Source organism: Caldicoprobacter faecalis (assembly GCF_900115765.1).
Classification (GTDB): Bacteria; Bacillota; Clostridia; order Caldicoprobacterales; family Caldicoprobacteraceae; genus Caldicoprobacter; species Caldicoprobacter oshimai.
The window spans coordinates 1-14,608 of record NZ_FOXR01000028.1 but is presented as its reverse complement, the minus strand read 5'-3'; the positions used below and the strand labels follow the sequence as shown (position 1 = coordinate 14,608).

At 47.5% G+C, this 14,608-nt stretch carries 13 protein-coding genes; all 13 read right to left on the bottom strand.

Annotated features, from left to right (window positions below; translation table 11 throughout):
- Positions 1–49: 49 nt before the first annotated feature.
- Positions 50–2,272 (bottom strand): stage V sporulation protein D, encoded by a 2,223-nt coding sequence (locus BM241_RS09505; protein ID WP_092282623.1) that lies wholly within the window; start codon positions 2,270–2,272, stop codon positions 50–52.
- A gap of 28 nt (positions 2,273–2,300) precedes the next feature.
- Entirely contained in the window at positions 2,301–2,744 is a 444-nt protein-coding gene (locus BM241_RS09500; RefSeq protein WP_025747371.1) for an FtsB family cell division protein, read from the bottom strand.
- A 49-nt stretch (positions 2,745–2,793) separates the two neighbouring features.
- Positions 2,794–3,720: a 16S rRNA (cytosine(1402)-N(4))-methyltransferase RsmH gene (gene rsmH, locus BM241_RS09495; protein ID WP_025747372.1), complete on the bottom strand. Its 927-nt coding sequence runs from the start codon at positions 3,718–3,720 to the stop codon at positions 2,794–2,796.
- A 19-nt stretch (positions 3,721–3,739) separates the two neighbouring features.
- Positions 3,740–4,171: a division/cell wall cluster transcriptional repressor MraZ gene (mraZ, locus tag BM241_RS09490; protein WP_025747373.1), complete on the bottom strand. Its 432-nt coding sequence runs from the start codon at positions 4,169–4,171 to the stop codon at positions 3,740–3,742.
- Positions 4,172–4,429: 258 nt separating this feature from the next.
- Positions 4,430–6,214, bottom strand: coding sequence for an ABC transporter ATP-binding protein (locus BM241_RS09485; protein ID WP_092282622.1), 1,785 nt, complete (start codon positions 6,212–6,214; stop codon positions 4,430–4,432).
- Between the two features lie 5 nt (positions 6,215–6,219).
- A complete protein-coding gene (locus BM241_RS12815; RefSeq protein ID WP_278292667.1) occupies positions 6,220–6,903 on the bottom strand; it encodes an ABC transporter ATP-binding protein in 684 nt (227 codons plus the stop codon).
- Positions 6,904–8,028 (bottom strand): ABC transporter transmembrane domain-containing protein, encoded by a 1,125-nt coding sequence (locus BM241_RS12810; protein ID WP_242948360.1) that lies wholly within the window; start codon positions 8,026–8,028, stop codon positions 6,904–6,906. It lies immediately after the preceding gene.
- Positions 8,029–8,099: 71 nt separating this feature from the next.
- Positions 8,100–9,110 (bottom strand): LacI family DNA-binding transcriptional regulator, encoded by a 1,011-nt coding sequence (locus tag BM241_RS09475; protein WP_025747376.1) that lies wholly within the window; start codon positions 9,108–9,110, stop codon positions 8,100–8,102.
- Entirely contained in the window at positions 9,107–9,244 is a 138-nt protein-coding gene (locus tag BM241_RS12505) for a hypothetical protein (RefSeq protein WP_156925069.1), read from the bottom strand. Before BM241_RS12505 ends, BM241_RS09475 begins: the two co-directional genes overlap by 4 nt.
- A 289-nt stretch (positions 9,245–9,533) precedes the next feature.
- Complete coding sequence (thrS, locus tag BM241_RS09470; protein WP_177206145.1) at positions 9,534–11,444, bottom strand: threonine--tRNA ligase; 1,911 nt, start codon at positions 11,442–11,444, stop codon at positions 9,534–9,536.
- Between the two features lie 400 nt (positions 11,445–11,844).
- Positions 11,845–12,726, bottom strand: coding sequence for a putative sporulation protein YtxC (gene ytxC, locus BM241_RS09465; RefSeq protein WP_025747378.1), 882 nt, complete (start codon positions 12,724–12,726; stop codon positions 11,845–11,847).
- 244 nt (positions 12,727–12,970) lie between these two features.
- The gene (locus BM241_RS09460) at positions 12,971–14,275 is read right to left on the bottom strand and encodes a PHP domain-containing protein (protein WP_092282621.1); all 1,305 of its coding nucleotides are present in this window, start codon (positions 14,273–14,275) and stop codon (positions 12,971–12,973) included.
- Positions 14,276–14,385: 110 nt separating this feature from the next.
- Entirely contained in the window at positions 14,386–14,568 is a 183-nt protein-coding gene (locus tag BM241_RS12500) for a hypothetical protein (protein WP_177206144.1), read from the bottom strand.
- Between the last annotated feature and the right edge of the window lie 40 nt (positions 14,569–14,608).

Sequence of the window (14,608 nt, the reverse complement as noted above, 5' to 3'; positions counted from 1 at the left end):
CCACACATAGCTTGCCTATTTAAAGTAGTATTTACATATCATGGTAATGTTATTCGCCGTTTCGGGGTGCACCGCTCTGTTGCCCTTCGGCGGGCAAGGCAAAGCGCACCGTCACTTCAGTACCGGCCTCAACCTGCGTTCCAGGTACCGGGTCCTGGCCCACCGCAATCCCTGACCCCTCTATTCTAAGCCTTAAGCCCTCTGAAACGAGGATCCGGTTAGCCTCACGAATCGATTTGCCCAGCACATCGGGCACGATTACCATCCCTTCAGCGGGCCGCTGCCCAGCCTGCTCATCCGTTTGGCCTTCCGCCCCTCGCTCAGTGTAAAGCAGAACGGTGGTTCCTGAGATGACCTTTGCGCCCGGCTTAGGCATCTGATCCTTTACAACAGTACCCGTCTCGTCAGCCAAATATTCCAACCCTGCTTCTCTGAGAACTTGGGCAGCTTCTTCCAAATCCATTCCTATCACGTCTGGCACTCCCACCTGCTGCATATCCTTCTGGGTTTCCTCATCAAATACCGGCTCAACGCCCAGATATTTAAGAGTATCCTCCAGGATGTTTTTTACATAAGGAGCTGCGATGATGCTGCCAAAAGTAACGGGCGCCTGTGGTTCATCCACCATGAACAATACTATCACCCTTGGGTTGTCAGCAGGTGCAAACCCGATAAATGACGATATATTCTTATTGGGTATGATCTTGCCTCCCGGTCCATATTTCTGCGCTGTACCGGTTTTCCCCCCTACCCTGTAGCCGGGGATATACGCATTTCTACCGCTTCCATCGGTCACAACGCTCTCCAGCACTTCTCTCATGATTTTTGACGTCTCGGGCGATATCACCTGCCGCACCTTCTGGGGCGCAACGGTCTTGACCACCCGCTCGGTTTCCTGGCCGTTTTCATCGATCACTACCTCCCGAAGCTCCTTGGCGATATATGGCTTCATCAAGTTGCCGCCGTTTATAACTGCCGAAACCGCTGTGATGAGCTGGAGCGGCGTAACAGAAATGGCCTGCCCGAACCCCATTCTGGCCAGGTCAACATTCTTTACAGACTCCTTTGGCATTATGATGCCTCTCTCTTCGCCAAGTACGTCGATCCCCGTTGGCTGGCCAAACCCAAATTCGTTCAGGTAATGGTAAAACTTATCCTTGCCCAGCCTTAATGCCAGCTCCATGAATACCGGATTACAGGAATTCTGTACGGCTTCAGGGAAAGTCTCGTGGCCGTGGCCGCCAGCCCGCCAGCAGTTTATCCTCTGACCATCCACCATTTTGTACCCCGGGCAATTGAAGGTGCTGTCCAGGCTGACAACCTCCTCTTCCAGAGCTGCAGCGGCTGTTATTATTTTAAAGGTAGACCCTGGGTCAATGTTGTCCTTGCAGGCAAAATTCTTTACGTACTGCTGCATCTCTTCAAAGTTACCCACATCGCGCGGCGGGTCATTGGGATCGAAAGTCGGCCAGTTTGCCATGGCAAGTATTTCACCCGTATTGGGGTCCATGACGATGGCATAAACCTTCTTGGGGTTGTATTTTGCCACTACATTGTTGATCTCTCTCTCAGTGAAATACTGTATAACCTGGTCAATGGTAAGGACCAAGTTAAGCCCGTTGATGGGCGGAATATACCTGTCTACATTATAAGGCATTTCTCGACCTGCGGCATCGGTCTCCATTACTATTTTCCCTGGAAACCCTTTCAGATACTTGTCATAGTAAAGCTCTATGCCCTCCTGACCTTTTAATCCTTCACCCGGCTCTGCATATTTCATGGTGAACCCCAAAACATGAGCAGCCAGGCTACCATTGGGATAATACCTCTTGGGCTCTTCGGTAAAGTCAAGCCCCTTGATATTCAGGGCACGGATCTTGTTGGCAGTCTCCCTGTCAACCTGGCGCTTTATCCATACATATGTACTTGAGGTGTTAGACAATTTTTTATATAGTTCCTGCTCATCCAGACCCAGAATTGGCGCAATCAAAGATGCCACTTTCTGTGGATCGCTTATCTGGCTGGGCCTTGCCGCTATCGACTCTGAAGTAGCGCTCTGCGCCAGAACCTTACCGTTTCTATCCTTAATGACCCCTCTTCTTGGGAAAACGTCCAAATCGCGGGTCCACTGGTCTGCTGCCTTTTTCTGGAGGTCCACCCCCCATACCAACTGTATGTATCCCACCCTGATGGTCAGAGCAAAAAAAATTAGAGTAAATCCCAGCAACAGGGCCACCAAACGCTTCCTATTGGTAACTCCTGGTAATGCCACAGAATTATCTCCCCCCTTGATTCACCCCTCAGTCGATCAATCTTAGGATAAAATCCCATATGTCTGTCTCTTGGTGCTTTGCCACCTCGGCCTGTTCTTGTTGTCCATCATCCTCGGGAAGCTCAACAAACTGTACCTGAGTTTGATCAGGATAATCCATATGAAGCTGATTTCTGGCAACTTCCTCTATTCTTCTCAAATCCTCGCTTGCTGCAAGCTCCAGCTTTAGCAATTCGTTTCGCTTGAGCGCCTGATCCAACTCTTTCTCGAGCTCGAGTATTCGCTGATGGTTTTCTGCAATCATAGCATGCCGGCTAACTACCAGGAATGCCATCATGAATCCCAACACTACCAAAATTACAGGCTTTATCTTACTGGCAAGCTTTGGCTTAGCCTTTAGTTTCGGTTTGACTTCCCTCCGGGGTTTGGGTAATTGCTCTACATGATATTGTCGTTTTGTGGCTACTACCAATTTTATTCATCCTCCTTATCTTTTATGTATCCTCATTCCTGGTAGTCGTTCATAATTTTTGGCAGCACCTCGCCTTAGCGCTGCGCGAACGCGGATTGGCAGAAACCTCACTCGAGGTAGGGGTTACTGGTTTGCTGGTCAGCACTTTCACCCGAGGCCGTCTGCCACAGGTGCAGACGGGAGAATCAGGGGGGCACGTACATGGATTGCTCAAACTGCGGAACATCTGTTTTACTATCCTATCTTCCAGCGAATGAAAAGATATTACGCACAACCGTCCGCCCGGCTTTAGGACATCTACCGCATCTTCTATAGCCTTGGAAAGCAAGCTGAGTTCCTGGTTTACCTCAATGCGTATGGCCTGAAATGTGCGCTTTGCAGGATGTGGGCCTTCGCGCCTGGCCGCGGCGGGGATAGCCTTCTTTATGACATCCACCAGCTGTCCCGTAGTCTCAATGGGCCTGCTATTTACTATGAACTGCGCTATGCGCTTGGCCCACCGCTCTTCGCCGTAATCCCTGATGACGCGTTCCAGCTCTTGCTGCGAATATTCGTTGACAACGTTATAAGCGCTGAAAGTTTGTGTAGGGTCCATTCTCATGTCAAGTGGCGCATCTTGCATATATGTAAAGCCTCGAGCTCTCTCTTCCAGCTGATAGGATGAAACGCCAAGGTCCAGCAGCATCCCGTCAACAGCATCTATTCCAAGGCTTTTGAGTACCTCTTTTACATCGGCAAAATTGGCATGCACCAGTTTAAAACATCCTTCAAATTCCCTGAGCTTTTTTTGCGCCGCTTCCAATGCATTCGGGTCCCTATCGATGCCGATCAAAAACCCGCCGGGGACAATTCGCTTTAATATCTCATGGGCATGTCCTCCGCCTCCAACTGTTCCATCCACAATGACTTGTCCAGGATGGCAATTCAAAAGTTCCAGCACCTCATTTAGCAAGACAGGCGTATGACTGAATTCCATCTATCCACTCCTCCGGCTATCAAATCCCAAGCTCCGCCATCCTCTCCACAATAGCTTCATGGTCGAGATTTGAAGCGCTATTATACTCATCCCATCTGTCTTTGCTCCAAATCTCCACTCGGCTAGATACGCCTATTATAACCACATCTTTTTCTAGCCCGGCATACTCCCTCAAATTGGCTGGAATGAGAATCCTACCCTGCTTGTCCAGCTCACACTCACACGCACCCGCAAAAAAGAAGCGTATGAAGGCACGGGCATCCTTGTTGGTCAAGGGGAGTGAACGGAGCTTCTTTTCTAAAATGCCCCATTCCTCATTGGGGTATACAAACAAACAGTGATCCAGCCCTTTGGTCAACACGAACTTTTCTCCCAAACCTTCTCTGAACTTGGCTGGCATTATGACCCGGCCTTTTGGGTCTATGGTGTGCTGATATTCCCCAATGAACAAGCCCCCACCCCCTTAACCTATTATCCCACCACTTCCCTCCACTTTCAACCACTTTTATGAATTATTCTCTAAAACTTTTTAAAATCCTGCTATTCATAGTAAAAAAATAAAAATTTAATTCCGGAGTCCTATAGTTATGTTTCTCCAAAAATAAAAACCCTGCTTTTGAGGTACTACTTCGTTAGTACCCATGCAGGGTTTTCCTTGCAACGCACAACCTTTAAATCTTCATATCCAGCCATCCTGCCACAGCCATACCTAAGCAATGCACTGGTAGCTGAGCTGCTTCTCATAAAGTTGGCGATACAGGCCTCCCTTTTTGATCAGCTCATCATGGGTGCCAATCTCCTTTATCCTGCCTTTGTCAATCACTATGATCTTATCGGCATTTCTTATGGTGGAGAGCCTGTGGGCTATGATTATGGTAGTCCTGCCGCCGGATATATTGGCCATGGCCTGCTGAATGGCCATCTCGGTCTCGGTATCGATATTTGCCGTTGCCTCGTCCAGCACGAACACCGCAGGATTGAAGGCCACCGCCCTGGCAAAAGATATGAGCTGTCTCTGTCCAGCCGAGAAGGTACAGCCCCTCTCCTTTACCTCTTCATCATATTTATTGGGCAGGGACTCGATAAATCCGTCGGCGCAAACCAGCCTGGCTGCTCGCACGATGTCCTCATCGGTTATCGAGCTGTTTCTCAAGCGTATATTGGATTTGATATCCCCCGAAAACAGAAACACATCTTGCATTACCACCGCTATTTGCCGCCTCAAATCCTTCAAGTTGTACTCCCGTATGTCCACCCCATCGATCAATATTTTCCCTTTTTGTATATCATAAAACCTTGCCATAAGGCTTATGATTGTAGATTTTCCTGAACCAGTGGCTCCTACAAAAGCCACCGTCTCACCCGGTTCAATCTTAAAGCTGACATCTTTTAGCACCCAGTTTTCATCGTCGTATGCAAACCACACGTTCTTAAACTCAATCTCTCCCCTGATGCGCTTGACATGTCTTCCTCTCTCCATATCCTCTAAAAACTCTCGGGTATCGAGCACGTCGAATATACGCTCTGCCGAAATCAAAGCCGACTGTATGGATGTATAGAATTCTGCAATCTCATTGATGGGCGCAAAAAACTGCCTGATATAGGTTATAAAGGCGTACAGGACTCCTATCTCCAGGTATCCGCCCGTAATCCTGCCGCTGGCATACCATATCATCACCGCGATGACCAGGGTGTTTATGACTTCTATGATGGGCCTCCCCAGGCTGTTTAAAACCACTTCCCTGAGGCTGGTGTCAAAATACTCTTTATCCAGCTTTTGAAACTCCTCCAGCTTTTCCTTTTCCCTGTGAAAGATGCGCACCAGCTTCATGCCGGATATGTTCTCAGCCAAAAACCCGTTTATCCTGCCTATGAGCGCTTTCATCCTCATGAAGTTCTTTCGCGCCGCCCTTCTATATATAACAGTAACCAGCGCTATCAAAGGAATGCTGCACATACTGATCAGCGCAAGGGAGGCGTCCATGGCAAACATTGTAGCTATTATTCCCAAAATCATGATCATGTCCCTTATGGAATTGACCAGCACTCCCGAAAATATTTCATTTAAAGCCTCCACATCGTTTGTCACCCTGGTGAGTATCCTGCCCGATGAGTTCCTGTCGAAAAACTTCATGGACATGTTCTGTATATGTGTAAAAAGCTGGTTTCTTATGTCATACATTATTTTTTGGCCGATATAAGTCAGTATATAGGTCTGAGAATAGGTGAGCCCGCATCCTGCCAGCACAACTGCCAAATACAGCAGCCCCATGCGCATGAAGACGTCAGGAGCGTATATCTTCAAAGCCAGATAGTTGTCTATCACATACTTTATGATATACGGCTTTATGATGGTAGCTCCGTTTATCAAAAACGCAAACAGTATATTCAAAGCCAGAAGCGGTAAATAGGGCTTAAAATACCTAAGAAGCCTTATGGCCAAGGCCTTTTTGTTCCTGCGCAAAGTGTATTCGCTGTCTATCCTATATTCCATTTTTATTACCCCCTTGCCTGTAACAACAGATTATCCTCAACCTGTTCTATTTGAGACCTGTACAGGTTGTAATAAGCTCCCTTAAGCCTCATCAGCTCTTCATGGGTACCCCTTTCGATGATCCGCCCCTCATCCATAAATATGATGTGGTCACAGTACCTCACAACCGAAACTCGGTGAGATATCACTATACCCGTCCGCCCCTTTAACACATTTTTAAGGTTTTCCAAAATCTTCTGCTCGGTCTTCGTATCCACAGCCGAAAGGCTGTCATCCAGTATGAGTATAGCGGGATCTTTCACAATGGCTCTGGCTATTGAAACCCTCTGCTTCTGGCCGCCCGACAGGGTTACCCCCCGTTCACCCACGACGGTGTCAAATCCTTCGGGAAAGGACATTATCTCATCGTAGATACCCGCCATTTTGGCAGCCTGTTCAATCTGGCGGTCACTATATATCGGCTTGAAAAACTCAATGTTGTTCTTTATCGTAGTGGAGAAAAGAAAATTGTCCTGGGGTACATAGCCTATGTTTTCCCTCAATACCTTTAGCGGTATGTGATTTATATCCCTTCCTCCTATGAATATGTGGCCATCCTCCACCTCGTATAGCCTCAGCAGGAGATTGACCAGCGTGGTTTTGCCGCTACCGGTCCTACCCAGTATGCCTAAAGTTTCGCCTTCTCTGATTTACAGATTGATATCCTGCAGAACTTTTTTATCCGTACCCGGGTAGGCAAATGTCAAATCCTTTATTACGATATCGCCTTTCAACCTCTCTATCTCTGTTGAATCATCTCTTGCCTCGCCGTTTAATCCAAAAAGCGATACGGCAGCCAGCGCATTCTCTGCATCCCTTTCGCTCCTTTCGCAGAATATCCTGTCAAGCCGCTGGATGGATGCCAGCCCCCTCTGCCATACCTCTATAATCCTGCCTATGCTTACGATAGGCCCCATGATTACCATTATATATGAGCTGAAGGCCACATAGTCACCCAGGGATATCACGCCTCTTGCCACCAGCCCGCTGCCATATATGATAAACAGCACCGTGCTTATCCCAAAGGTCAGCTGGGTCACCGGCCCCAGTACGGCTGATACCCTGGTCAAGCTCATCTGGGTATCAACCCGGGCCTGATTGTATCTTAAGAAGTCCTGAACCTCTTCCTCTTCCTGCGCAAAGGCTTTTATAACCCTGATGCCCGATATGTTCTCCTGAACTTTGCCGGATATTTGAGCAAAAGCCTTTTGTACCGCTCCAAACCTCTCCCTGATCTTCTTTCGTAAAAAGTATATGATCATCACTATGAGGGGCGCCGGCGCAATGGCCATCAATGTCAATATCGGATTGATGGTCCTCACCATGATTATAATCGATATGGTATTGACCACCAGCCCATCCAGGATTGAAGTAAAGCCGAAACCAAAAACCCTCCTTATGGCCTGTATGTCGTTTATTGCATAGGCTATAAGGTCTCCCGTCTTGTTGTTATCATAAAAGAAGGCCGGAAGGGTCTGCATGTGCGCAAACAGCTTCTCCCTCAAATAACACTCGAGGTATCTGTTGTTGCCAACCAAGAAATACCTCCAGGTAAACCTCAGCACAAATACAGCCACAGTAGCAGCCACCAGGATGAGAAGGTACTTATTCGTAACAGAGGCAGGCATCCTGTCGTTGATGCTGTCGGTCACATACCCCATTATCTTGGGGATCATAGACGATATAAAAGACGTGACGAATAGGACAATTATACCTATTATATACCTCCGCTTAAATTGCTTTATAAACTCCCACAGCAGCTGCGTGGTTTTCATAATACTATCACCTCTTATATGTTTTTAACCGTATTGGGAAAAACTTATTAAGAATCGCCTGGAAATTGCTTTTAAGACGACTCCCTTATGACGAATTCCGAAGGCAGGACGGTGGTAGGAACCATATCCCCCTTATCAATGGCTTTAAGGACCATCTCGGCCGCTTTTAAGCCCATGTCATAAAGCGGAAGCTCAATAGACGAGAGAGTGGGGTGGATGAGCTCAAAAAAATTCGACGAACCCACGGCCACAATCCTCACATCCTGAGGTATCCTTATGCCCAACATGTGACACGACTTTACAGTCAGCATGCCAAACCGTGGAGAAGCCGCAAGTATGGCATCAGGCCTGCCATCTTTATCCTCAAGCAACCCCATTATGGCCCGGCACACCTCGCCGTTATCATGCCCTCCCAAAACTGTAAGCTCCTCTTTCACCTCATAGCCGTGCAAAGCCATGGCTTCCTTAAAGGCCTCCAGCCTTCTATCGTTGGCACGCCGGGGAACAGGCCCGGCATATGCTATATCCTTCACTCCCTGGGATTTAAAATACCCTATGACAGCTTGAATATGGCTCAGGTGATCGGTACATACCTCACCCACGTCTCTCCCTGAAGGATAGGTATTGACCATCACATAAGGAATACCCATGCTGTCCATATACTCTATATCTTCATCAGATATTGAGGCAAATGCAAAAATTATACCGTCTATCCTGTTTGAGCTGTAGTATTTTATGAACTCGGCTTCCTCTATGGATTCATATTTGTTAAAGAGCAGGCTTACCGAATAGTTGTGCGCTTGAAGCCCGTCTCTGATGCCCTCGAGCGTCTTCATAAAATAGAAATTGGTGACATTTCTGTCGGTGACCACGCCCACCGACATCGACCTCTTAAGCTTCATTCCCCTGGCAATCTGGTCAGGGTGGTAATTGAGCTTTTTTACGGCATCCAGCACGGCCTGCCTGGTCTCGGGCCTTATCTTAACCCCTTTTACGTTGTTCAGTATATACGATACCGTAGCCTGGGAAACACCGGCCTCCCTGGCTACATCCTTGCTTGAAACCGATTTTTTCTTTCTCATTCTTTACCGGCGCACCAAACCACCTTTCTCAAAGATGGTGAATACGCCCTCTCCTCCCTTCTAAATGCCATAAAATTTGCGCCTTCCTTTGCAGCTATACTCCCGATGCCACGTTGCCGGCCAATACTCATCATCCATTTTTCCCTCCTATTAATCCTTCTCCATTGCCCCCTCATGCACTTATACGTATAAATTATTCTTTGACATTAATTTATACGTATAAATTGAGCCGCAAATAGGTTGAAATGCACCATTTTTAAAGAAGTATACTCTCCTGGTCCGATAGAGTATCCAACATAACCTAGTTTATTTATACGTATAAATTCTAAAGCATATGAACTGATTTGTCAATAACAACCAGCCAAAAAGTTAAAAAGGCAGCTTAGTCTGCCTTTTTAACTTATAAACACTGATAAAAGCTCTTTAATTTATAGCTTTGGTACGAATCTCTTCCAATATCATATTCATAAACTCATCAAGGGGCATAGCGCCAAGGTCACCCCTGCCTCGTGCCCTTACTGCCACAGTACCGTTTTCCTGCTCCTTATCGCCCAGCACCAGCATATACGGAATCTTTTCCAGCTGAGCCTCTCTCACCTTGTATCCTATCTTCTCGTTTCTCAGATCGGTCTCCACCCTGATGTCGGCATCCCTGAGCTTCTGAGCCACCTCTTCTGCATAGGCATTGGTCCTATCGGTAATGGTGAGTATGCGTACCTGTACCGGCGCCAGCCATGTAGGGAAAGCGCCCGCAAAGTGCTCAATCAGGATACCTATAAACCGTTCAATGCTTCCAAACACCACCCGGTGTATCATCACTGGGCGGTGCTTTCCACCATCCGGGCCAACATAGGTAAGGTCAAACCTCTCGGGCATCTGGAAATCCAGCTGGATGGTACCGCACTGCCACGTCCTGCCTATGCTGTCTTCCAGGTGAAAGTCGATCTTGGGCCCGTAAAAAGCCCCTTCTCCCTCATTGATCTTGTATTCCAGGCCCTTGGCCTCAAGTGCCTCCTTCAAAGCATTGGTGGCCCGTTCCCAATCCTCATCCGAGCCCATCGAGTTCTCAGGCCTGGTGGACAGCTCCACGTGGTACTTAAACCCAAATATGCCGTAAAAGTAATCCACCAGGTCAATAACCCCGAGGATTTCATCCTTTATCTGCTCGGGCAGCATAAATATATGGGCATCGTCCTGCGTGAAACAGCGCACCCGCATCAGGCCGTGCAGCACGCCCGACAGCTCATGCCGATGGACAAGCCCCAGCTCGGCCACTCTGAGGGGCAAATCCCTGTAGCTGTGTATCTTGCGTTTGTACAGGATCATGCTGCCCGGGCAGTTCATGGGCTTTATGGCATAATCCTCGCCGTCAATCTTGGTGAAATACATGTTCTCGCGATAATGGTCCCAGTGCCCCGACCGGATCCACAGGTCGCGGTTTAGTATTATGGGCGTCTTTATCTCCTGGTATCCTCTCCTATAGTGCTCCTTCCTCCAGAAATCCTCCAGCACATTGCGAATTATCATGCCCTTTGGATGGAAGAACGGAAATCCCGGCCCCTCCTCATGGAGGCTAAAAAGATCAAGCTCCTTGCCCAGCTTTCTGTGGTCCCTCTTCTTTGCCTCCTCCAAGCGTTGCAAGTATTCCTCTAGCTGGCTCTTCTTGGGAAACGATATGCCATATATCCGCTGCAGCATCTTATTTCTCTCATCGCCGCGCCAGTAAGCGCCCGCCACGCTGAGCAGCTTAATGGCCTTGACCATACCGGTTGAGGGAAGGTGCGGGCCAGTACACAGGTCCACGAAATCTCCCTGTTTGTAGAACGAAATCTCAGCACCCTCCGGTATATCCCCAATGAGCTCCACTTTATAGGGCTCGCCTCTCTCCTTCACAAATTCAATAGCCTGCTCCCTGGGCAGCACAAACCTCTCAAGGGGCAAATCCTCTTTGACTATCCTGTTCATCTCCTCTTCGATTGCCTGTAAGTCCTCAGGCGAAAAAGGCCTTTCCACATCGAAGTCATAATAAAAACCGTTGTCTATCGCAGGCCCGATGGCCAGCTTAGCATCCGGAAACAGCCTTTTCACGGCCTGCGCCATGATGTGCGATGAGGTGTGCCAGAAAACCTTTTTTCCCTCATCATCGTCAAAAGTCAGGATGTTGAGATTGCAATCCTCATATACCTTTGCCGACAGGTCAACTGTACGCCCGTTCACCTGCGCAGCCACAGCCGATTTGGCCAACTTCTTGCTTATATCGTTTACTATATCCGCTATGGCCGTCCCTTCAGGATACTGCCTTACCGAGCCGTCTTTCAGCACCACATTCACCATAACTCATTCATCCTTTCGTATAAATATTGTGAGTATTTTTTTGTAAGTATTTATTTAAACCCATTGCGACGTCAAAATTACATAAAACCAACGCTACTTTATGTAGACAATTAAAAAACCTCCCATCCCTTCAAGGGACGAGAGGCCACCCGCGGTTCCACCCTTATTGGCCCTAAAAGATGAGGACCCACTTTCACTGGCCGTTAACGGAGCCAACCGCCATGCTCAAAGGGTGGTCTTCAACTGGACCTAGTGCGGAATGCTTCCAGCCTCAGGCATCCCTTCTCTATCACCGGTTTCCAGCCTACTCTTCCTCATCATTGCATGTAAACTATCAACTTTAAGTCGATTTGGGATTATTATAATCCAGCGTCACCCGTAAGTCAAGACCTGCCTTCCCTCAACTCTGTGGATACAGCCCTTCGTGGCTCATCACCACTTTACCCCTGAAAACCTTATTTATGGTATTCAAAAGCTCGGTATTCTTTATCTTATCATAGCCATGGATAGTGATCTTGCTGGGTGCGATGGTTATGAGCGAGCTTATCAGCAGATCGTCATAGCTCATCTCGGTATCCGATATCTCCCTGGCCAGTTCCTTCAATATGTCGTTGTTTATGACCCTCATGCTGTCATCCAGCAGTATATATCTCCTGTCATCGTCCACCAGCACGTGAACTTCCCTTACCTTTGGTTCCTGGATCTCCACAAAATACCGGAGCAGCTTGATAAACTCGTTGTACTCCCTCTCCACCAGCAGTTCTTCCACTATTTTATCCACGGTTTCTATCAATTCCTTCATGAAGTCCTTTAGCCTAAACCGTATAAAACCCTCTACGATGAGTTCGTTGTGCGTATCCAGGTGTTCTAAAATGCGCTGCCTTATGGGATCATGCCATTTCTCCTTCAACTGGTTAAACAGGCTTTCGGACTCTCTCCCTTCAAATACAGCATTTAACACTTCTTGCCTTATCTGCTCCCTGTCCTCATTTTCAAAATAAAAATATTCGTCTTCTATAATCCTGTCAATCATCATATGCTGTAAGTCATTCACGATAAAATCCGACAAGATCTCGGCAATACGGTATTTGAGAGCATCCCTCAACTCGCTCCATGACCCACAACTGTCGGATTCACTGACCATATAATTTATAAACAGCAGGTTACCTGCTTTTCTTTCTTCAATTTTAAATCCCTGGAACCTGATATCTTCCAACTTTCCTATAACCGAATCCATAAGGCCAAGGTTGCGTCCTTCAAAGCCGATGGAAAAAAAGCGCATCACACCACTCCCTTCATTTAAATCCCTTGACCTAATTCGCCTATAAACCGCTTCACGCCGATTCTCGGTAAACATTATATGCGCCGTTTACTAAATAGTTGATTCATATTAGTAGTATTCCCAACAACGCGTTAAACTCATGATGTATTAACTGGTTACAGAGTAGGACATTTACATTTAAAAATAAAAATTGGGAACGAACTTTAAAAACGCTCGTTCCCAATCTTAACCTCAACTTTTATGACTACAGATCGTCCCCACTGTCCAATCCCTGACCAATCCTTTTATATATATCAATCCTCTCATTGAGGTCAGGGTACCTGTGCACAATATCTGGCGAAAACATACCCTTGTTTATATCACGGGTTGCCATCTTTTCGTGGCCGATCAGAGCCCACGTGGCATCAACAAGATTTCTAAACTCATCGTTCCTCAAATTGACGCACACAAAGGACTGCCTCGGAGAATTTATGTCCTCGCCGCTTATCTGGAAAAATCCATATTTTTCGCACAACGCCTTTACCCTTTTCAGCTGCTGCATGGTGTTGCGCGAAGGCATATACGTCACCGCATTAAAGCCCAGCTGGCTTATCACCTCAAACAGCAGTTCGAGATAATCATCTTCAAACTTCTGGCTTCTCTTATCGCCGGTAACCGAATCGGTCACATCGCCTAAATACGCATAGGCCAAAATAGCCCCAATTCTCCTTGTCAGCTCAACCACTTTCCTTACGTCAGGGCATTCCAGCGTGGCGTCAATATAAAACCGTGGGACCAAATCGCTCTTTAAAGCCCCCAGCAAGTCATATTCATAAAACGGATTGTCAGTATCCTGAAGATATCCGGCCACCCTTGGATTAAGCTCCAACCCTAAATCGTTTACAAGAAAATCGACCAGCGCCTGACCTTTCCCGAATTTAGCCACCAGCTTAAGCGACAGTGCATACAACAGGTGGCGCTCGGTTATGCTTCCCCCTTCATGGCTTTTCGATAAGGGCACAACGTCCCGTTCAAAGCTCAGGTGAATGCCAAACGGCTCGAATATTTGATTGATCCTGTCCACCATCAGGGCATTTCGCTTATTTCTCTCCTTGACATAGGGAGCAAAAAAGCCTTTCACCGCATCAATCTGCGTATGGGGAATGCCATGTATGGCCACGTACGCAATCGACTTTTGATCCGGGTTGTTGATCCTCCTGTCCTTCAAAGGGGTGTTTGAAAAGTCAGCCCGGCATTCGACGCCTATTGTGGTCGCAATGCCTGCGATCTTCCCCGCTTCAATGAATTCCCTGGCCCCACTTACCGAGTCATGGTCCATAATGCCGGCGGTTTTAAGCCCTGCCCTGTAAGCCATCCATACGGCCTTCGTAGGAGAATAGGGCGAAAATGAATATGTAGTGTGTATGTGATTGTTGACATCATCGCCCTGCCGTGGCCTTTCTATTTTCCCCTCTTGCACTTTTTGCATCAAGGCTCTTAAAGACTGTAATCTAACGCTTACATCGTCATCATTTAACTGCTCCACATACAGCATGGCCTCAGCATCCATGATAAATACCTCCTATTTCCATTGAACTGACCGATGATTCTGCCCCCGTAGAGGGCAACCATCTTTTATACAAACCTCAAATTATACTTTTACAATAAGAAAAGATTTCTTTAGCCATACATTATTGCCTTTTCAGCTGTTTGAATATCCGGCATTCGTGACGTCCTCCCCTCAATAAATTGAAGGGCATCCTCAAGCGGATGTACGCAAAAGTTTATCCTTGCGCTTCGGTTCAGTGACACCGTGCCACCCCAATAGGAACGACACAGCCACGGGCCGCGCCACTCGGCCACTACTCCCCTTCACGGGAGATACCTTATACGCTCTCTCGTA